A 21,681-nucleotide genomic window follows, 5' to 3' on the forward strand; every position below is an offset into this window, starting at 1 on the left:
AAAAACTTCTGACACTGAATTATCAGTACTGCAATTTAAATTAATTAAAAATTATTCTTATCTCTTTTTAAGAATTTTCTTAAAAGGCAAGTTATTATAAACTTATCTGCGACTACAATTTTTTTTCACTGATATTCTTAATAGATATCACCTAATGTAACTATAAAAAATTATAAAAAAATCTATGAAACTCGCTATAAACAAGCCAACTCTTAGAGCATATTAAAATATTTCATGCTTTGTGCATATTTTGCATATACACTAATCACATTAATCAATATAAATTATGATTATTTAATTTTTAGTAAAAATTTGCTCAAATAAATTACTATTTTGTTCATTTATAAAATAACGTTTGAAGCGGATGTTTTTTTAATTACCACTGCATGCAGTTTTTTAAAAAATTAGTACCACTGCTTCACAAGCAATAGCTTCATTTCGTCCAATAAAACCTAGTTGCTCAGTAGTAGTTGCTTTGATGTTAATACTATCAATATGAGAGTTAAGATCTTCCGAAATATTTGTACGCATATTCGAAATGTAACTTGTTATAATTGGCAATTGAGCTATCAGCGTAACATCTAAATTACCCAAACAATGATAATTCTTGATCCGATTTTGCCAAACTTCACGTAATAATATTCGACTTTCTATTCCAATCAAAGTTGGATCGGAGTCTGGAAATAGCTTACCAATATCACCAAGAGCTGATGCTCCTAACAAGGCGTCAATAATAGCGTGTAACATGACATCTCCATCGGAGTGTGCTAATAATCCTTGTGAATAAGGAATGCAAACTCCACCAATAATAAGCGGTTTGATTCCGCCAAACTTGTGTATATCAAACCCATGCCCAATACGCATTTATGTTGCTCCAACCTTTTAGCTAAGAAAAAAACGAGCAAGTTCTAGATCTTCTGGATAGGTTACTTTAATATTGTCTGCTCGCCCTGGAACTAATAACGGTGAGTAACCACAATACTCTAACGCTGACGCTTCATCTGTTATTGTTATGTTTTTAGATATAACCTTCTCGAGACAAATCACTAGTAAATTACGTGAAAATAATTGAGGTGTTAAAGCATGCCACAAATCTTTTCGATCCACAGTGACAAAGATATTTTTAGAGCCAGCATATGCTCGTTTAATTGTGTCTCGTACTGGAACCGCTAAAACCCCACCTATGTTAGTATAAGCTACTATCTTTAGCAGGCGAAAGAGGTCATCCTGGTGTAAGCATGGACGAGAAGCGTCATGTACTAAAACCCATGATGCTGTTTTTGTGTAACGCAAGGCAGCCATAACTGAGTGAGTTCGAACTAAACCGCCAGTAACAACACGCACTCGTATATCATTAGAAATTGATAATCGGTAATACCAATGGTCGTTTGCATTTATTGCTACAATCACTTCATGGATATATGGATGATTGAATAGTCTTTCAATAGCGTGTTCAAGTAGTGTTTTATTGCCGATAGTAAGGTATTGTTTTGGTATATCACTACCCATTCGACTACCTACACCAGCTGCTGGCAATACAGCAATAACGTTAGTCAAGATTTACCTCCTATCGTTAGTAGAATAATTATTATTAATTATTTTGCGTGATAGGAACCAAACGATAAAAAGTTTCTCCAGACTTTATCATACCGAGCTCGTTGCGTGAGCGCTCTTCAATAAATTCTTGACCTTGATTGTTAAATTTGTTGATTTTCGAGAAAAGTTGACTATTTCGAGCTTTAAGTTGTATATTTTTACTTTTTTGTATTGCGATGTGATTTTTAATACGGATTAAATCATATAAACCGTTTTTTCCAAGCCATAGCGAATATTGTAACCAACCGAATATAATTAATAACAATACCGCTAGTTTTCCCATTTTTTCCTCTCTAACTGATAGTAGAAATAATTTATTTAAAATTATTTTTTGCGTTAATTTTGATGAAGGTCACTTAACACTAAACTGTAAAATTTTTTATGAAAATTATTTCACTAATTAAGCATAAATTATACAATTTTTTTAATTAAAAAATGTACGGGAGTCTAAAAACAATTTAGAAGATGTTAGCCATTTTCAAGAAAATAATAATAAATTTTAAATAATGATGCTTATTTGCTAATTAATCGATTATATATAATATACTATATAGTTTTCTTGTAATATGTTCCTACAAGGAAGACTTAGAGGTCAAATTTCACACTGAATGCATTTAAAAAATAAAAAACCTTTACTAAGTTTTTTATTTTATATTTAAAAAATCTTAATAAGAATCACATGAGTTAACTGTATATCAAATAGCAATACCTAATTCTTCTTTTTTAAGAATTATCTCGTTTTAGTGAGTAATAAATATCCTTTCGCAATAAGAAAAATTTAATGACGATAAACATCTCTCTAAAATGTAAAAATTTTACAGTTCTAAGTTTAGAAAATTAATTTTAGAAAAAACATATAATTTTTTATTAATGATTTTCTTGCTAGAAATGGATAATTAAATTTTATAAAACATCCCTTTTACATCGTATTTCATTTAAGCCAAAAAAAGGTGCTTGAACAACGCTAAGCTCTTCTTCAATGCGAATTAACTGGTTGTATTTTGCTATTCGATCAGAACGACTCATAGACCCGGTTTTAATCTGTCCGGCTGCAGTTCCTACTGCTAGATCAGCGATCGTAGAATCTTCCGTTTCACCAGAACGATGGGAAATAATAGTTGAATATTTTGCATTTTTAGCAAGGTTAATAGCCTCTAAAGTTTCAGTTAATGTACCAACTTGATTGAATTTGATAAGGATCGCATTTGCAATCTCTTTTTTAATACCCTGTTCTAATATTTTTGTATTAGTTACAAATAGATCATCTCCTACTAATTGAATTTTATTACCTAAAACCTTGGTCAGATAAGAAAAACCGCTTAGATCTAACTCGCTTAAGCCGTCTTCAATAGATAGTATTGGATACCTCTTAGTCAAATTTTCCAGGTAATGGACAAATTCTTGTGAAGTAAATACTTTACCTTCACCCTTCATATTATAATTTCCAGTAGATTGTTCGAAAAATTCAGAAGCTGCACAATCTATAGCTATAGTTATATCTTCGCCTGGTATGTAACCAGATTTCTCAACTCCTTCCTGAATAAGGTCTAGTGCAATTGAATTTGATTTTAAATTTGGCGCATACCCGCCTTCATCGCCTACGGCGGTGCTCATACCTTTTCTTTCTAGAATTTTCGCCAAGTTATGAAATACTTCAGACCCCATTCGAATTGCTTCTTTAACATTTTTTGCGCTGATTGGTTGGATCATAAACTCCTGAATATCAATATTATTATTAGCGTGTTTACCACCATTAATGATATTTATCATTGGTAATGGCATAGAATATTTGCCTTGCAAGCCATATAATTCTGCAATATGTACATATAAAGGTATACCTTTTGATGCAGCTGCTGCTTTAGCAACAGCTAAAGAAACGGCTAGTATAGAATTAGCGCCAAGCTTAGACTTATTTTTTGTGCCATCTAAATCGATCATAAGCCTGTCAATTATAGATTGATCTTTTGCGTCTTTATCGTTTAAAACTTGAGCGATAGCATTGTTTATTGCAGCAACTGCTTTAGTAACACCTTTTCCTAGAAAGCGAGATTTATTGTTATCTCGTAACTCTACTGCTTCATGCGTTCCTATTGAAGATCCAGAAGGCACTGAGGCTAGGCCAACAAAACCACCTTTAAGATGCACCTCTGCTTCTACTGTAGGATTGCCTCTAGAATCAATAATTTCTCGTCCAATAATCTTAACTAGATTAGACATTTTATATTTCTCCTATGAGATATTTATTTATAAGTAATTATCATGATTATCTTTTAAGAAGATCAACTTTTGAAGTTTATTAAATAAATCACAACCCATATCTTTTTTTATCTTTTTTGATATGTTTTTGCAGCTTGAACAAAACCAGAAAATAATGGATGACTATCTCTTGGAGTTGACGTAAATTCCGGATGAAACTGACTGGCTAAAAACCACGGATGATTTGGATATTCAATAATTTCTACTAACTTATTATTATTATTTCCAGACCATCCAGATACCCGTAATCCAGCAGTTTCTATTCTTTTTAGAAGAAAGTTATTTACTTCGTAACGATGACGATGTCGTTCCAAAATAGTAGCTTCAGCATACAACGTTTTTGCTAAACTTCCATCCTTTAAATAACAAAGTTGACTGCCAAGTCTCATGATATTATTACATAAATCATTACTTTTTTTACAGATACCATTGCTTTGTTGTTCAGTAATTAATGAAACTACAGGATATTTGCAATTTGGAACAAATTCAGTAGAATTAGCATCTTGCATTCCTACAACATGACGGGCAAATTCAATCAAAGCAACTTGCATACCTAAACAAATGCCAAAATAAGGAATTTTCTTTTCACGTGCATACTTTGCGGTTAAAATTTTCCCTTCAACTCCTCGAGGCCCGAAACCACCTGGAACAAGAATAGCTTCTAAATCTTTTAATATTTCAACACCGTGAATTTCAACATCCTGAGAATCAATTAAACGAACATGGACTGTTAAATGATTTTTTAGTCCAGCATGTTGCAGAGCTTCAATCACCGACTTATAAGCGTCTGGTAATTGGATATACTTGCCAATCATACCGATGATTACTTTACCAACTGGATTTTCTTGTTGTCGAATTACCTGTTTCCATTCGGTTAAATTTGCTTTTGGACAATTTAAATTAGATTTTTCACAAATATAGTCATCTAATCCTTGGGACTGCAATAAAACAGGCACTTTATAAATTGAATCAACATTCTTTAGCGAAATTACTGCTTTTTTTGGGACATTACAAAATGAAGCAATTTTTTCTAGTTCGTTACTAGGTACAGATCGATCAGAGCGGCAGATTAACACATCTGGTTGAATTCCGATAGAAAGAAGCTCTTTTACTGAATGCTGTGTCGGTTTGGTTTTTACTTCTCCGGAAGTAGCCATATATGGTACAAGGGTTAAATGCATATAAGTAGTATGTTCACGACCAACTTCTGATGCCATTTGACGAATGGCTTCTAAGAAAGGCATCGATTCAATATCTCCCACGGTTCCACCTATTTCTACTAAAACTATGTCGTAACCTTCTCCACCTCTAAAGATTCGTTCCTTAATGGCGTTGGTAACATGAGGAACAACCTGAACAGTGGCTCCGAGATAATCACCACGACGTTCTTTACGCAAAACATCAGAAAAGATACGACCAGTTGTAAAGTTATTCCAGCGCGACATTTTTGTACGAATAAAACGCTCATAGTGACCTAAATCTAGGTCAGTTTCCGCTCCATCTTCAGTTACAAAAACTTCACCGTGTTGAGTAGGGCTCATATTTCTTGGATCTACATTAATATAAGGATCTAGTTTTATGATAGTAACTTGAAGTCCTCGTGCTTCAAGAACAGCTGCTAAAGAAGCCGCAGCAATACCTTTTCCTAAAGAAGAAACAACTCCTCCCGTTACAAAAATATAGTTTGTTTTCATTTTCCAGTTTAATTATTAAGCACAAAAAGATAATATAACTAAAGTGAGAAACAAGAACTGTATGTGAGATTGCATTGCAACATAAATATTTTCTAATTCAAACATATAAATTATTTATGTCTTATCTCTTTCTTTTAAAGGAAAACATTCATTAAATGAAAGTAAATAAAAAAAAGAGGTTCAATCTTAACAAGATGGATCTTGTTTTCATCTGCATTGCTTCGATGTGTTGCTAAGTAATCTTCAACTAATTTAATTTTTTTTTGCAATTAAGTAATATTGTTTATTTATCAAATATTATTCTTTAATCTAAAGAGTTTGTATTTTTTTGTTAGTAGATTTTGATGCCAGATATTGATATATGCCAAATATACTTTGAATTTAGTGCTTATTTATAAGGAATTTAAAAAAACTCATTTAAAATGAAGTTTTGATTTTACAGTTTTAATCTTTTTTTTGATTTCTTCTTAAAAAGAAGTGCGCATCGTATTTTTATTGATAGCAGTTTTTCATATGTTTTTATATTTCTTTTTATTTATTTCAGATACTCATGATACTTTAATTTAAATTTGACGTTTTCTAGAAGGTTTTAATTGTCCTTTAACTCCCCTATTTAAAATGTTTAACGATGATTCTTGATTAATTTTAAATGAGTTCAATAAATATTGTTTATCTAAATTTTTCAACAATTATTAGAAATCTATAAGTACAAATAAACCAGTAATTCCATAATAGAGAATATAGATTATTATAGTTTTTCAATTTAGTTTATTAAACGTATTTTAAGTTTTTATCAATTAGACTAAAAATTTTCCTTTGAAAAGAAGACTAAGTATTCTGATCTTTCTTTAAGAAAGATCAGAATAGTAAATTATAAAGCTTATGCGCTATAACTTTTTCAGTTTAATTTTGTTAATAAACAATTTGTGTTTAGCGTTTAAAAAAATTTTTATTTAAAATAACTTGAATATGATAAGTGAACAACTGGCGTTGAATATAAAACTATTTCTATATTTCACTATGTTACGGAGACATATTAATAACTTAATTAAATTAATACGCTTGTTATTAAGGATATATAGTAACATTAAAACTATGCTAAAAAATGTTTTAAAAAATTAGAGTAACTTAATGTATCTGATATTTTATAAATTATAATTTCATTTAAAAATGGATATTTAGACAATTTCCATATTTTAATTTTATGTAATCAAAAAGCGATCTTATACATTTGTTAAAATGAATGACAATTATAATTAGCCATTCGTTTAATATTTTAATTAAAAAAAATTAATTATGAAAATTGGAATTATTGCTGCAATGGAACAAGAAATTGCGTTATTACGTAATCGTATGAGTAATTTTTCTGTTTGGCGTAAAGCGGGATGTAACATTTATATAGGTAAATTATTTGGTATTGAAGTTGCACTAATAAAATCGGGCGTTGGAAAAGTTTCTGCTGCGTTAGGAACAACGTTACTTCTCAATTTTTTTCAGCCAAATCTAATTATCAATACTGGTTCTGCTGGAAGTCTAAAATCTTCTCCAAAAATTGGAGATATTGTAGTACCATACAAAGTGGGTTATCACGATGTAAATCTTACTGTTTTTGGCTATAAAGAAGGACAAATGGCAAAATGTCCTAAAGAATTTAAAAGCGATCCTTTTTTAACAACCCTAGCAAATAAAATTGCCGTTAATTGCCTGAAGGTAAATTCAATTCATCATGGTATGATAGTCACTGGTGATACGTTTATAAATAACTCTGTTGACCTGGCCTGTATTCAAAGAAGGTTCCCATCAGCTATCGCCGTAGAAATGGAAGCTGCGGCAGTAGCTCACATTTGTTATCGATTCAACGTTTCTTTCATTATAACTCGTGCAATCACAGATTTTTCAAATCAAACATCTCACCTTTTTTTTAAAAAGTTTCTTATCGTTGCGTCAAAAAACTCCTCCCTCCTGGTGGAGGAGATAATAAAGTCATTAAAAATGAATCATGTTGCTTAATTAAATATAATCAAAGATCTATTTTAAACTTTGCATAAACACAAGTGCACCTTAAACATTTTTGTCTAAATTTTTATATTTTAGATGCTAAAAGATAGTCCACAACTACAAGTAGTTTTAACGTTAGGATTAATGACAATAAATCTAGATCCCTCTAATCCTTCGTCATAATCGACAGATCCTCCTGTCAAATACTGTAAACTCATAGAATCTACGATTAATGAAACTCCTTGTTTTTTAGTAACAAAATCATCACGATTGATTTTATCATCAAAAATGAAGCGATATTGAAAGCCGCTGCAACCACCTCCAGTGATATATACTCGTAGTTTTAAGTTTTTATTTTTTTCTTTTGAAATAAGATTTTTGACTTTAAAAGCTGCTGAGTCAGTAAAATTCAATGTTAGAGCTGTTGGTTTATTGTTCATAGCGTCACCCTAGATTTTATAACTCAATTAAGAATTGACTTGTTTGATATAAAAATATTCAAATTTTTACCTGAAATACTAGAAATATAGAATTTCATCCTTTAAAAAGGAAGTAGTTAACTAAGTAAAAATTTTTTGTTATAAACATTTTATTTTTTTTGTAAAAAACTAATTTAATTTTCTTGATAAGAAAAAAGAAAAGGACGTTGAGACATAATTATTTTTTCTGAGTTAAATACAAGTGTATTTTTATGTTTCCATAGTTTTTTATCATATTTGATAATTCTAGATTTATTAAATGTAATTCTGTACTTTTATCCCATCAAAATGAAAGGAAGTATAAATGTAAGTCTTTAAAAATTTTAATTAAAGATTAAAATAGTTAGTTTTTAATTAAATTAAATTTAAATTCACTTAAACAAATAACTTAATTGATTGACTCTAAATTTTTGGAAGATAAACGCTTTTGTTAATTAAATACAAAAAAACTAACCTGTTTATCAGACTTCTATTATTTTTAAGTGAAGACAGGATCTTTCGATATTAAAGGTACTTAAGAACGAATAAAATCAACATGGGTTAATTTTAGTTTAAACGGATGAAATTGGACCTCCTGCACTCGCACTTTATTCTCTTTACCATCAATCACAAGGACAAGAGGTTCAGTATAAAAAATTTTTTTATCTTGCATGTTTAAAATATGATCATAACGAATCTCAATCATAGTCGGTTTTTCAGCACCGCCATAGATAATAGCGGGAATTTTGTTCTTTAAACGTAATCGTCTGCTTACGCTTTTTCCACGAGAGCTACGGACCTTTGCATTTAAGTATAGCATATATTTTTATATTCTAATTTGTTTTGCCTTCATTTTAAAGGAGGCAGTTAACTTAAATCAAGTTAAAATTAACTTAATAATCACATCTATTCAGATTAATAAAATTTATTTGTATATGAGAACCACTTTTATGCAGTATGAACAATTTCTCAATATAATTTCATTAAAAATACTTAATTTCAGTACGTCTATCGTAATTCTGTAAAAACTTTAAAATTATTTAAGACAAATAAAGACATTTATTTGTTGTGTCCATCAATAATTTTCTGTTAAAAATTTCTTATGATAAAAAGATATTATTTATACCTTCATAAATTATGATTTACCATTTCATAAAAAAATTAAAAAATCAATAATCTGCAATTAAGTTTCGAATTGAAATTCATACACGTTCTTTAATTTAGAAATGAGCGTGTTGATTCTTAATAAGAAACGCTTTGCTAAAAGCGAAATGTTGTTTTAATGAGAGTTAAATATAATCCTAAAGGGAAGAAGATATAGATTTTTTCAATAAAAAAATACATTAAATATACATATGATTCAGCACTTTGATTTTTCTTTTCGAAAAGAGTTGCTAACGTAAATTAAATTTAATTATAGTTAATAACCTTTAAATTAAACTTATTAATCAATTTTTACTTTTTAAATCATAGTTAAATATAAAATTTTTGACTAAAATCAAAAATTATCTCTAAGTTGTTAAGCAAGTAAAAAATTCTTACAGTTTCGGCATGTAGCGCAGTTTGGTAGCGCGCCGTCATGGGGTGTCGGAGGTCGGAGGTTCAAATCCTCTCATGCCGATCAAGATCTTATATCGCAATGTACTAATTAAGATTTCAGCTAATTAGTATTTTCAGACATTAATTCTAAGAATGATACTAATCATAAATTTTTCAATTAAAAGTTGTACCCTAAACAACACATCTAATATCGACCATTCCAACCTAATGCAAGATTTTATCCAACATTAAAATTTTATTAAAAAAACCCTTAAAAAGGAAAAGGTGAAACGACCTTTTTATTTAGTTTTTCCATTATCAGTGATAGCATGAAAAATTTATCAAAATAATTGTAAGTAAGTAAAAATTTTCTAGTTCAAACAAAAAAAATCCCTCACTAATATAAGGCACCAGTGAGGGTGAAAAAAAGAAAACAAAAAATTCATTACTAAACGATTAATTTTTATTGTTGCTAATTTTTCTTTGTTTTAATTTGAAAAAATTAGATATTTTTAATTTTTAAAATTGTTCAGAATGTGTAAGTCATCCCTACTGCAATAGTATTATTTGTAGGTAATTTTGTATCTTGAACAAAACTATTTTTCGATAGTAAATTAATACGATAATCAACAAACGTTAAGGCATTTTTACTAAAATTGTAACTAGCTCCCATCCCAATGTATTTTTTCATATCTTGTCTATTGCTCTGATAGTTACGATTGATAGTTGATTGTAAATAACCAATCGAAGGGTGTAGACCAAAATCAAAGTCATACCTCGCAACTAATTCAATGTTGTGAGTTTTTTTAGCAAAATCCTGCTTTTTTTCTTTTGAATCTACAGTTTTATTGTACAAAACTGCATTGTGTGTTTCAAGATACAGTGCTGCCAGATACAAATTATCTGCATCATATTTTAATCCTAAAGAATATCCCTCAGCCTTTTTGTTATTTTTTAATAAACGCTGCTCAAGAGCACGATTACTACTACTATAAGCAGCACCTATGGACATACCATTCCATAAATCATATGTTATAGACATACCATAACCGTCGCCGTTTGCTTCGTGTACTTCTTGTTTTTCTTTATTTTTGATTAAATCATTTTTACCTTGATATTGCAGTGCAAAATTTAGTCCGTCAGTTGTTCCAAAAAAGTTATTATTGCGATAAGTAAGCACTCCGCTTGAACTTCCAATTATAAAGTTATCAGTAGCAGTAGCAGTAACATTATTAATCGTTGGCATAATACTAGTCCAACTGCCAATATCATGTAATATTCCGTAATTACGTCCGTAATCAATACTGACTGTATCATTAAACTTCATGCCAACTAAACCTAGACGGGTTGATTTACTTTTTCCTTCACCTTCAATAGGATTCAATTTAAATCCCTGTTCTAAAACTCCAAAACCTGTGAATCCTTCACCAAGCTGAGCTTCTCCACTGAGACCATACAGAAAAAAGGAGCAGTCCCCAGCGTTACTACCAGACATATAACGTCCACCATTAAATTTGCCAAAAAGATCTATTTTATTACCACCTCTATTATAAATTTCTGTTGCCTCAATACTGCCAGCTATAGCCATAGCTGAAATAACCACCAATCGATACCAAAATAGTTTCATACTTAAATTCCTCTTCCCGTTATCTTTGTTCTGACATTTTAGTTTGATACTTAAAGATCAGTAATTTCTAAATATTTCTTTTTATCTAAAAACGCGCTTAATTATACTTGAAAGATTCTGACATTTAAAAGAATTTATTTTTCACATATTAAAATAACGGGGAATACAAAAACCTGTTAACTCTACAGTTAGAAATTTATAATTAGCCTGAATGAAATATTTAAAGAACAATTTTTTATTTAAAAGCTAAACTGATACGTGACTAATCCTTTAACATATCATTGTTATGTTGTAAAGTAATTACATTGATTCGCTAATTCCTATCAATAACTGATTTAAAGATATTTATGAGTGCGCAAGTTAATCATATATTCTGGTTCTTTATTTAAAGAAGTTGCCTAATGATGATCAAAATTTATTTTTTAAAGATTATTAAAAATAATTTAAAGCTAATGTGCTAGCATGTTCTAAATTATTTAGATAACTTTCTAAGTTAGAAACTACCATTAAAAGAGATGGAAATTTTTTTTAATTAAAGCGCTAAAAAAGCGGTTTTATTGAATAGATTTATTACAATCACCCTATTCCATAGTAATTTTCTTGTTTTGAAACTTTGACTCTATTTTTTTTCAGATACTCTTTTCAAGACCTTTCTTTCTAAGAGCTTTAAATTTACGAGTTAAAGATTTATCAAGTTTTGTGCATACGCAATGTGCTTTGAAAAAGTTGAAACATGAAAGATATGCCTTTGACAAATCAAATTTCTTCAAGATATTCGTAAAATATTGTTAATTTAAATTGACATCTAATAAAGGCTAATTTTTTTTCAAAAAATTGATTTGTTAATAACAAAAAATCTTAAAGTTATTTGAATATTTCAAGTATAATTTGGGGCTATCTATATATTTTTTATAGCAAAAAAATTTAGGGCTATTAACTATAATTAACACATAAGGAAAAACTTTTTACATATCCTAACTAAAAAGAAAGAGTTCAGTTGTTACAATTTTTAGATTAACCGTAAAAAAATTATCGCTTTTAACGAAAACTTTCAGAACCTTCAGAAGAAATTTTTAATTTTTAATTTTAAACGAATTATCAATGATAATTTTGCCTTGGTGAAGCTATCTACTATATAGTTGAAGCTGAGCATTTTTTTAGTAATTGTTATCTAGTAATTGATTTTTTGTATACTTTAATTCTTAAGATCAGTTAACTCTCAATATAGTTTGAATGTCAAAAAATGACAGTCAATAATGCTTTTTATAAATTCTTATTTTTTCTATTTAATCAGGTTGCATTATTTATATCAGTGACTTACTACTTAATAAAAGTGTGTTAATTTATTTTAACAAATACTAGCAATACTAAAACAAGACTATTTACTTATATAGAATCTTTAAATTAAAATGGCGGTGTTAAATAAATTCTCCCTAAAAAAGCAGATCTAGTTTCTTTAGAAGACTAGAAGTCTTATATTATTTATATTAGAATCAAAATAGCAAGTCAGTTTAGTGTTTAAAAAAAATAACAATTCTTTCTTGTTTTAAGAAGTGTTAGTATCTATCTAGATTACAAGCTGTTTTTCTTCTGGAAGGCGCTTAAAATTAAGCTAAATCTAATTAAATATTAGTAATTTTAAAATAATGGTCAATTTTTGAAATATTTGGAGATTTAAATTTATGCGTAATTTTGACTTTTCACCCCTATATCGTTCTGCTATAGGGTTTGATCGTTTAGTAAATTTACTTGAATCAGGTCAAAGTCAAGGAAACGGTGGTTATCCTCCTTATAACGTTGAATTAGTAAGTGAGAATCAATACCGAATAGCCATTGCGGTTGCTGGATTCGCTGAAAATGAATTAGAGATCACTGCTAATGATAACTTACTAACAGTAAAAGGTATTCATACTAATGTTCAAAATGAACGCAACTATTTATATCAAGGTATTTCTGAACGCAACTTTGAACGTACGTTTCAGTTAGCTGAACATATACAAATACGAGGTGCTAAATTATACAATGGTTTGTTGTTTATTGATTTAGAACGTAAAGTGCCGGACACCTTAAAGCCAAGAAGAATTGAAATTAAATAATTGTTAATTTTTTGAAATCTTTTTCAAGTTCCTATCTGTAATCTTGGAAGATAGTCTTCCTTATAAAGGAACTTGTATTATAACAGTTAAAAAATTAATTTTAGTAACACTAAGTTTCGAACAAGACGCAAACATTTAATTAAATCAAGAAGATTTTTATTTTTTTCTTGATCAAATAATACAGATTTCATCAGGTCGCGTCTTGTTCCATACTTGAATAATTTTAATCATAATTATCATGTTTAATTTTACTGAATTTGGTAAGTTATTATGAAGATAAATAAATTTCTTTTTTATTATTTCCAATAACGAGGCTTTTTAAGTAAATGAAATTTTGACAATTTAAATAAAACAATCTGTTTGTTTTAGATAGATAAAATCAGATAATGTTTCTTGCTCGTAATTCTGTTTTTAAATAAGCATAATAAATTGGTGCTACTACCAATCCTCTTAATCCGAAGATTTCTTCAAAAATAAGCATTGCCAACAATAACTCCCAAGATTTTGCGTTAATACAATTTCCAACAATTTTTGCATTCAAGAAATATTCTAACTTATGAATTGAAACAAGATATATTATCATTATTCCTCCTAAACCTAAAGAAATTGAAAGCGCAGAAATTATAATCATAAAATTTGATATAAGATTGCCTATAATTGGCAAAAGACCACAGATAAAAGTAGCTATAACTAACGTGTTACTTAATGGTAAATGAATTCCAAACAGTGGGAGGAGCAATAAGATCATAATTGATGTTAACAATGTATTAACCAACGATACTTTAATTTGTGCATAAATAATATTACGAAAAGCTTGTGAAAGATAATATAAACGTTCCAGTAACTGATTCGTAAAGTATGTCCCATGACCAGAAGGTTGATTCAGTGAGATCACAGTGCCAATGACAAATCCAATAAAAACAGTAATTATTCCATGTAATAAGGAACGGCCCATTTTTCGAATAATTATTAGGTTTGACTCAATTAATAAAAAAAGTTGATCTTTTAATTCTTCCGCACTTTCAGGAAAAAAAAAAGGTAAGTGATCAGGAATATGACTTTTTACATCAGAAAAAATGCGATCTATTTTAGATATAACATCAATACCGAATTTAATATCCGAAGTTAGAAAATGTATCAAACCCATTACACATAATATAGTAACTAACATAACCAATATTATAATCATTGTCGCTACTAACAACCGCGCACGAATACCGCTTGCTAAGTTTTCAACCAAGGGAGTTAGAGAAATAATCGCTTCATATACTAAAAATCCAGCAATAAAACAAGGAAACAGATTTAATGGAATAATTAAGATAATAAAAGAAAACATTAATAAATAAGAAACAGCTTTTAGCCACCTTTTACTTGTTTTCATCTCCAGCATAGAAATTCCTTTATCGAGTAAACAACGGATTGTTATAACAATTGATTTAGAAAATCGAATTTTATTTCGTCATTTTCTTCTATATTAATTTGAAGATATTCGTCTTAATATAAATCGACCTTAAATAAATCTTTATTTATTGCATGATAATCGAAAAGTTTTTTGGACTATTTTAAATAAAAGTTTTTTACATCTTTATTAGTAAGTAGTGTATTTATACAATTGCTGGATTTTGATGCAAGCAGAAAGTTTGCTAGTGATTTTTTCTATTTAGAAAAAAATTTAATAAGATCGATACAGAAGTATTTAAATGCTAGATAAATTAATCTTCTATCCTTCAACTGAAATTATAAATGATTATATCAGTAGCTTAATCAATTTCAGTTGAAAAAATTTAGTATTTAAGTAATTAAAAACACTTTTTATATAAAGAAACAATTCGATTGGTTAATCAATTTGCATTACTTTTCTTACGTTAAGAAGATTTATATTCTTGTACGAGTAATATACTCATTACTCTAATGAAATTGATTAAATTTTTCATAGTTATTATGAATAATTTTTTACAGTTAGTTATTATTGAAATAATGCTGGGTTTGATCTTTCTTTCATTTATTTTTAATTTACTTTATTCTAAATAAAAAGGTCGATTTTTCTGAAAAAGTTATTCTAAAATGCTAAATAAATACCTTATATTCGCATGATTAATCAACTTTAAAATTAATAAAAATGATATAAAGAAGATAATCTCTTCATTAAGCACTTTACTATTTTTTTTGAAAAATGTAATAAATTATTAAAAAGATATTTATACTAATTTTTATATTTATTTCATGGGTTTCATGAAAGTAGTATGAAAAGATACTCTTCTCTTGTTAAGAGATGCATGCTATTTGAATAATTAATTTTTACAAAGTTAAACGTTAAACGTAATTGTTCTTGATTTAGAAAAAATTGATAAATATATTTGCAGTATCAAAATAATCGTTACCTTTGTCTTTTAAATTAACTAATGCGATATTTATGCACGTAAATTGCATCTTAACTATAAGATAAGTTAAATTTTTTTATCGTATCTCATGATATACATTAAATATAATGATAGGAAAATTTAATCCAAAGGTTTTTCAAGGTTTAATTTTAACGCTCCAAAACTATTGGGCCAAAAACGGATGTGCCATTTTTCAACCTCTGGATATGGAGGTTGGTGCAGGAACCTCTCATCCTATAACTTGCCTTCGAGCTCTCGGTCCAAAACCTATTTCAGTTGTCTATGTACAACCGTCTCGACGTCCTACAGATGGACGCTATGGAAAAAATCCAAATCGATTGCAACATTATTATCAATTTCAAGTTATTATTAAACCTTCTCCTATAAACATTCAAGAACTGTATCTCAATTCACTAAAAGAAGTCGGAATAGATCTAACTGTGCATGATGTACGATTTATAGAAAATAATTGGGAAAATCAAACACTTGGTGCTTGGGGTTTAGGTTGGGAAGTTTGGTTAGATGGAATGGAAGTGACGCAATTTACTTATTTTCAACAAGTTGGTGGTTTTGAATGTCGACCTGTCACAGGAGAAATTACATATGGGCTTGAACGTTTATCCATGTATTTACAAGATGTAGATAACGTTTATGATTTGGTATGGGCTGATAGTCCATCAGGACCTATTACGTACAAAGATATTTTTTTCCAAAATGAAATTGAACAATCTGCTTATAATTTTGAATATGCTAGTGTAGATTATTTATCTATTTGTTTTGAACAATATAAAAAAGAAGCCCAGAGTTTACTGAATTTAAAAAAACCGCTATCACTACCAGCTTACGAATGTATTCTAAAAGCAGCACACACTTTCAACTTGCTCGATGCTCGTAAAGCAATTTCTATTACAGAACGCCAGAATTACATTCTGCAAATTTGTGCTTTAACAAAGGCCGCTGCAAAAGCCTATGTTGCTTCTCAGAATAAGTAATGAATTTTTGAATACGTAGAACAGAAAAACAAATGACGATGAAATAATACAGGTAGAATCATAATGAAACACACTTTTCTGGTGGAAATTGGTACAGAGGAATTACCTTCTAAAGATCTACGTGCTTTAGGAGAGGCTTTTTCTGCTCATATTGCAAGCGAACTCGATATAGCCAAAATTCATCATGGTGAAATTAAATGGTTTGCTACTCCATTACGTCTTGCTGTTAAAATTACTTCTCTCAGTAATACGCAATCCTGTTACAACATTGAGAAACGTGGTCCAGCAATTTCGAAATCATTCGATTCTTATGGTCGTCCTACAAAAGAAGCAGAAAGTTGGGCACGCAGTTGTGGCATTACACTTAATCAAGCAACACGACGTATGATTGGTAAGAAAGAATGGCTAGTTTATTGTTCTAAAATAAAAGGAGAAAAAGTAAAAAATTTGCTATGCAATATAATTATCCGCGCCATTGAAAAATTACCGATTACCAAAATGATGCAATGGAACAATTGTGAAGTTCAATTTATTCGTCCAGTTCATTCGATAGCCATGTTATTAGATAACGATGTTGTCGTCGGTAATATTCTTGGAATTAAAACAGATCGTGTTATTTATGGACACCGATTTATGGGAAAAAGGAAAATTATTTTAAACCATGCTAATGAATATCCAAAAATATTGTTAGATCATGGTCGAGTAATGGCAGATTATTTAAAACGTAAAGAAATAATTCGAAAATCTGTAGAAACAGTGGCTAAACAGTTAGGGGGTATAGTTAACTTAAACGAAAATCTTTTAGAAGAAGTAACTTCATTAGTAGAATGGCCTGTAGTGCTTAGCGCTAGATTTGAAGAAAAATTTTTATCAGTACCAATAGATGTGTTGATTTATACTATGCAAAATAGTCAAAAATATTTTCCTGTATATGACAGCTCTAAAGGTAGTTTACTACCTTATTTTATATTCGTTGCTAATATCGAATCAAAAAAACCAAAGAAAATTATTGCGGGTAACGAAAAAGTTATTCGTTCACGACTAGCTGATGCAAAGTTTTTTTTTACAACCGATCGTAAAAAAAAATTACAAGACTACCTGCCTCGTCTTAATACCATTGTTTTTCAAAATCAGCTTGGTTCTTTACGTGATAAAAGTAAGCGAATTGAAACTTTAGCAGCTTGGATTGCAGATAAAATTGGCGCTAATATTTCTCAGGCTAGTCGTGCTGGTCTGTTATCTAAATGTGACTTAGTAACAAACATGGTATCTGAGTTTTCTGAAATGCAAGGAATAATAGGAATGCACTACGCTCGCTATGACGGAGAATCAGAAGAAGTAGCTCTAGCACAAAAAGAGCAATATCAACCGCAATTCTTTGGAGATTTACTTCCAACAACGCTTGTCTCTTGCTCGGTCTCTATTGCTGATAAGATGGATACGTTAGTTGGTATTTTTGGAACTGGTTATTCCCCAAAGGGGGATAAGGATCCATTTGCATTGCGTCGTGCAGCACTTGGAGTGCTACGCATAATTATAGAAAAAAAACTTTTTCTTGACTTGGAAATTCTAACAAAGCAAGCAGTACAACTTTTTGGAAAAAAATTGGCTCATACCACTTTTTTAATAAAAAAAATTATTGATTTTATTCTTAGTCGTTTTTTCTTTTGGTATCAAGAAAAAGGATATAACGTTGATGTTATTCAGGCCGTTTTATCATGTCATTCTACTGTTCCAACAGACCTTGATGCGCGTATACGTGCGATAAATTCTTTTTGTATGCTTAAAGAAGCAAAATCTTTAGTATTGGTTAATAAAAGGATATCAAAGATTTTAATTAAATCATCTAATCTAATTAGCAATAAAAATATAAATTTTTCCCTTTTTAAGAAACCTGAAGAAATTAAGTTAGCAATCTGTTTCATTAGATTACAGAAAACACTTAAACCACTGCTTGAATCTGGTCGATATCAAGATGCGTTGAAGGAACTACTATCAATTGACAAACCAGTCAATTTCTTTTTTGAAAGAATTACAATAATGTCGGATGATTTTGAAATTCGTACCAATCGTATTTTTCTGCTAAAAAAATTACAAGAACTAATTCTAAAAATTGCAGATATTTCGTTTCTTCAAATATAGCAATTACTGACTCACATGATTAATTAGGTTAACATCTTGTTGATATTTTACTAGAGCCAAATCACTCGTAGATACTTTTTATATAAAAGTGTGTTAAGCAAAAAAATAATTATAAACTACACTTCTATAATCTGAAATTTCAGAGTTAGGAATTAAAACGTACAGCCGCTTCGTCCCAATTTACTACATTCCAAAATGACTTAACATAATCTAGACGACGATTCTGATATTTTAGATAATAAGCGTGCTCCCAGATATCTAATCCGATAATCGGATTACCTGAAGTGCCAGAGATATTCTCACCCATTAATGGATTATCTTGATTCATAGTAGATGTTACGAATAAAGTTTCGTTATTTTTAATAAGCCAAGTCCAGCCAGATCCGAAATGCATTAAAGCCGTTTTTTCAAAAAATTCCTGAAATTTACTAACGCTTCCAAAACTATTTTCAATAGCGTTTTTTAATTTCCCGCATAAAAAAGTGCCTCCTGGTTTTAGGCCCTTCCAGAAAAAACTATGATTGAAATGTCCTCCAACATTATTGCGTAGTTCGTTTCTTTTTTTAATTGGAACTTTGTCTAATTTCTGAAGCAAATTATCTATTGGTATATTATCAAACTCTGGTAGTTGATCTAAAATAGCATTAGCGTTATTAATATATGTTAGATGGTGCTTTTTATGATGAATTTCCATTGTTTCTTTATCAAAAGAAGGTTCTAAAGCATCATAGTCATATGATAGGGAAGGTAGTATAAAACTCATAAATATCTCTCCGTTTTAGTATGAATCAATTTCTTCATTTTCCTTTTGAAAGAAGAATAAGAAAAACAATAATAAAACTTAATTATTGTTTATTAACAATAAAAAAAAGAACATGATTCTTATCATTAAACGACTGTTAATCAAGTTTGATTCACATCAACTTATCAGGATTAATTGTACGAATCAATTGTTTCATTTTTTTTCATTTTTTAAAAACTTAGGTTCCTCGAGAAGAGGGAGTATAGCAGCACTAAAAAATAAAAGCAAGCATAAATATATCCTTTAATTAGGAAATCTCTTAATAAGGAATTGTTTATATATGCTATATGGATAATCTAAAAAACGTGTAAGTTTTCTTTATTTAGGAAGGGTTCTTTTTAATTTTTAATTAAAATGAATATATTTCATATGTTAATAATTATTATATTTAAAGTTTATTCATAAATAATATAAAATATTATTCTAATATAAATAGACGTGGCTTAAAATTTTCTCAATGCAGGAGTTTTTATCTTTTCTCTAAAAAAGTCGATAAACTACCAACAATTAATTTCTATTATAAATAGACATATTTAATTTAAATTAAAAGTTACATTATTTAACATAAAAAACTTATTTTCTTTGCATATTAAAAATAATATTAATTAATTTAACGACTAAAAGATAAATATTAATAGTTTATACGAAAAGGTGTATTTTGGTATGTTTTGATAGTTTTTGAAAAACTTTATAGAGTTCTCAATTAACTTATTAGTTAGCTTTTATTTGAAACTTTTTCACATTGAATATTATCTAAATATTTTTAGATGTTCTAATTTTTCTTTTTTAAAGACTGTTCAATTGAACAATTGAATGTTTTAATATTATTTTCAAGCTAACTTATTATTTATTTTCTTAAATATTAAACTTTTATTTATATATTTTTTTAGCAAAATTAGTTAGTTAACAGTGAATAATTAATATAAGTTTTGATTTTTATATTTCTATGAAATAGAAATTTTTTCAATAAATCTCATTGAAGTTCAATAAGCTAATTTTTTATCAGAAAATAAAAATAATAGTTGTTATATAATTTTATCATAAAACTTGTTTTGATTTATTATCAATGGTTATTTAATTTTTTATTAATTAATTATTATTGAGTCTTCTAATAAGAAGATTAGTTCTAACTATTCAGTCAGAGATATAGCGAAGCTGTTACGTAAAAAATAAAATTTTAATTGTCAAAAGAATTTGAATAAGCGTTAGAACTTGAATAATTTTTTTAAAACGATTATTAATTATGATTAGCTAGTTCCTCTTTCTTTATTAAAAAGCCAGTGCAATAATTTTTAGAAATTACATTTTATTATGCAAGTAAATTAGGACTAGTGTTATGGTAAGCAAATAAGCTAATAAAACATATTTATCTCAATGAGATAGATCAGAAGTTCAAATTTTCTCTTACCAACTGTTTTTAGTTTTAATATTTAAAATAAATAAATCTTCTAAACTAAGAGCTTCTATAATTTGATGAAATTTTAAAAAAATTCGAATTATATCATAACATGATCTTACTTAATAATGGTTTTATTCTTTTTTTAAGAAGAAAATTATTAATCAAATAAATAAAAGGTAATATATTTTAATTTTCTAAAAAATTTTCATTTCTAGATATTTAATCAGGCTATACGTAACCATTTATATGTTTTATATTTAATTTGACATAATCCATGAAATTAATAATTAAGTTAATTTAATTAAATACTAAATTAAACATTTTTAATAAAAAATTAAAATAACTATTTTCTTTTATTGGTTTTAATTATTAATTTTAATATTATTAGATTAATTTTAAATAGACTGATTGAAATCCATTTATACTAAAGTATAGTAAAAGCAATGGTTTAAGATCGTCAATAATTTAATGTTTATAAAAAATGAGCTGCTTACTAATTTTTAGTTAAATTTAATAGTAAAACCATCTGAATTAACAAAAAAATACCTAGAATGACTATTTATTCTAAATTTGACTAAAAATCAAAATTAATAGAAATATTGACAAATCATAAACATGACTATTTTGTATGAAAAAACTATCAATGCATTCACTAGGAAGTGAATGTTTAACAAAAAAAGTCTATTTATAACAAAATATTA

At 28.5% G+C, this 21,681-nt stretch carries 14 protein-coding genes and 1 tRNA gene; 5 read left to right on the forward strand and 10 right to left on the reverse strand.

Features of this window, described 5'->3' with window-relative positions:
• Nucleotides 1-396: 396 nt before the first annotated feature.
• The 5 genes from ispF to JK145_RS01640 form a co-directional block, all read right to left on the reverse strand.
• On the reverse strand, nucleotides 397-864 hold the full coding sequence (gene ispF / locus JK145_RS01620) for a 2-C-methyl-D-erythritol 2,4-cyclodiphosphate synthase (protein WP_220665109.1): 468 nt from the start codon (nucleotides 862-864) through the stop codon (nucleotides 397-399).
• Between the two features lie 18 nt (nucleotides 865-882).
• The gene (ispD, locus tag JK145_RS01625) at nucleotides 883-1,557 is read right to left on the reverse strand and encodes a 2-C-methyl-D-erythritol 4-phosphate cytidylyltransferase (protein WP_220665110.1); all 675 of its coding nucleotides are present in this window, start codon (nucleotides 1,555-1,557) and stop codon (nucleotides 883-885) included.
• Between the two features lie 34 nt (nucleotides 1,558-1,591).
• Complete coding sequence (gene ftsB / locus JK145_RS01630) at nucleotides 1,592-1,879, reverse strand: cell division protein FtsB (protein WP_220665111.1); 288 nt, start codon at nucleotides 1,877-1,879, stop codon at nucleotides 1,592-1,594.
• Between the two features lie 620 nt (nucleotides 1,880-2,499).
• Nucleotides 2,500-3,813, reverse strand: a complete 1,314-nt coding sequence (gene eno, locus JK145_RS01635) for a phosphopyruvate hydratase (protein WP_220665112.1) — start codon at nucleotides 3,811-3,813, stop codon at nucleotides 2,500-2,502.
• Nucleotides 3,814-3,920: 107 nt separating this feature from the next.
• Entirely contained in the window at nucleotides 3,921-5,546 is a 1,626-nt protein-coding gene (locus JK145_RS01640; RefSeq protein WP_220665113.1) for a CTP synthase, read from the reverse strand.
• A gap of 1,296 nt (nucleotides 5,547-6,842) precedes the next feature.
• On the opposite strand from JK145_RS01640, the gene mtnN reads away from it, so the two are divergent.
• Nucleotides 6,843-7,556: a 5'-methylthioadenosine/S-adenosylhomocysteine nucleosidase gene (gene mtnN / locus JK145_RS01645; RefSeq protein WP_220665114.1), complete on the forward strand. Its 714-nt coding sequence runs from the start codon at nucleotides 6,843-6,845 to the stop codon at nucleotides 7,554-7,556.
• A gap of 80 nt (nucleotides 7,557-7,636) precedes the next feature.
• Here the strand turns inward: mtnN and erpA are convergent, their stop codons facing one another.
• Nucleotides 7,637-7,984: an iron-sulfur cluster insertion protein ErpA gene (erpA, locus tag JK145_RS01650; RefSeq protein ID WP_220665115.1), complete on the reverse strand. Its 348-nt coding sequence runs from the start codon at nucleotides 7,982-7,984 to the stop codon at nucleotides 7,637-7,639.
• A 553-nt stretch (nucleotides 7,985-8,537) separates the two neighbouring features.
• Nucleotides 8,538-8,822 (reverse strand): 50S ribosomal protein L25, encoded by a 285-nt coding sequence (gene rplY, locus JK145_RS01655; RefSeq protein WP_220665116.1) that lies wholly within the window; start codon nucleotides 8,820-8,822, stop codon nucleotides 8,538-8,540.
• A gap of 727 nt (nucleotides 8,823-9,549) precedes the next feature.
• Here rplY and JK145_RS01660 point away from each other — a divergent pair.
• Nucleotides 9,550-9,623: transfer RNA gene (locus JK145_RS01660), tRNA-Pro, on the forward strand.
• Nucleotides 9,624-10,070: 447 nt separating this feature from the next.
• On the opposite strand, the gene JK145_RS01665 is transcribed toward JK145_RS01660, so the two are convergent.
• Nucleotides 10,071-11,168: a porin gene (locus JK145_RS01665; RefSeq protein ID WP_220665117.1), complete on the reverse strand. Its 1,098-nt coding sequence runs from the start codon at nucleotides 11,166-11,168 to the stop codon at nucleotides 10,071-10,073.
• A gap of 1,682 nt (nucleotides 11,169-12,850) precedes the next feature.
• On the opposite strand from JK145_RS01665, the gene ibpA reads away from it, so the two are divergent.
• The gene (ibpA, locus tag JK145_RS01670; protein WP_220665118.1) at nucleotides 12,851-13,264 is read left to right on the forward strand and encodes a small heat shock chaperone IbpA; all 414 of its coding nucleotides are present in this window, start codon (nucleotides 12,851-12,853) and stop codon (nucleotides 13,262-13,264) included.
• 379 nt (nucleotides 13,265-13,643) lie between these two features.
• Here ibpA and JK145_RS01675 read toward each other — a convergent pair whose 3' ends face one another.
• Nucleotides 13,644-14,645, reverse strand: a complete 1,002-nt coding sequence (locus JK145_RS01675) for an AI-2E family transporter (RefSeq protein ID WP_220665119.1) — start codon at nucleotides 14,643-14,645, stop codon at nucleotides 13,644-13,646.
• A 1,110-nt stretch (nucleotides 14,646-15,755) separates the two neighbouring features.
• Here JK145_RS01675 and glyQ point away from each other — a divergent pair.
• Nucleotides 15,756-16,637: a glycine--tRNA ligase subunit alpha gene (glyQ, locus tag JK145_RS01680; protein WP_220665259.1), complete on the forward strand. Its 882-nt coding sequence runs from the start codon at nucleotides 15,756-15,758 to the stop codon at nucleotides 16,635-16,637.
• Between the two features lie 60 nt (nucleotides 16,638-16,697).
• Nucleotides 16,698-18,779, forward strand: coding sequence for a glycine--tRNA ligase subunit beta (gene glyS, locus JK145_RS01685; RefSeq protein ID WP_220665260.1), 2,082 nt, complete (start codon nucleotides 16,698-16,700; stop codon nucleotides 18,777-18,779).
• Between the two features lie 145 nt (nucleotides 18,780-18,924).
• On the opposite strand, the gene JK145_RS01690 is transcribed toward glyS, so the two are convergent.
• Entirely contained in the window at nucleotides 18,925-19,542 is a 618-nt protein-coding gene (locus JK145_RS01690) for a Fe-Mn family superoxide dismutase (RefSeq protein ID WP_220665120.1), read from the reverse strand.
• Nucleotides 19,543-21,681 lie beyond the last annotated feature (2,139 nt).

Source organism: Sodalis sp. CWE, from assembly GCF_019646055.1.
Classification (GTDB): Bacteria; Pseudomonadota; Gammaproteobacteria; order Enterobacterales; family Enterobacteriaceae; genus CWE.

Excerpts from the sequence above, each read along its gene's own strand:
- erpA (WP_220665115.1), bottom strand. The coding sequence starts at position 7,984 with ATGAACAATAAACCAACAGCTCTAACATTGAATTTTACTGACTCAGCA.
- eno (WP_220665112.1), bottom strand. The coding sequence starts at position 3,813 with ATGTCTAATCTAGTTAAGATTATTGGACGAGAAATTATTGATTCTAGA.
- rplY (WP_220665116.1), bottom strand. The coding sequence starts at position 8,822 with ATGCTATACTTAAATGCAAAGGTCCGTAGCTCTCGTGGAAAAAGCGTA.
- JK145_RS01665 (WP_220665117.1), bottom strand. The coding sequence starts at position 11,168 with ATGAAACTATTTTGGTATCGATTGGTGGTTATTTCAGCTATGGCTATA.
- JK145_RS01675 (WP_220665119.1), bottom strand. The coding sequence starts at position 14,645 with ATGAAAACAAGTAAAAGGTGGCTAAAAGCTGTTTCTTATTTATTAATG.
- ftsB (WP_220665111.1), bottom strand. The coding sequence starts at position 1,879 with ATGGGAAAACTAGCGGTATTGTTATTAATTATATTCGGTTGGTTACAA.
- ibpA (WP_220665118.1), top strand. The coding sequence starts at position 12,851 with ATGCGTAATTTTGACTTTTCACCCCTATATCGTTCTGCTATAGGGTTT.
- JK145_RS01640 (WP_220665113.1), bottom strand. The coding sequence starts at position 5,546 with ATGAAAACAAACTATATTTTTGTAACGGGAGGAGTTGTTTCTTCTTTA.
- ispF (WP_220665109.1), bottom strand. The coding sequence starts at position 864 with ATGCGTATTGGGCATGGGTTTGATATACACAAGTTTGGCGGAATCAAA.
- mtnN (WP_220665114.1), top strand. The coding sequence starts at position 6,843 with ATGAAAATTGGAATTATTGCTGCAATGGAACAAGAAATTGCGTTATTA.
- JK145_RS01690 (WP_220665120.1), bottom strand. The coding sequence starts at position 19,542 with ATGAGTTTTATACTACCTTCCCTATCATATGACTATGATGCTTTAGAA.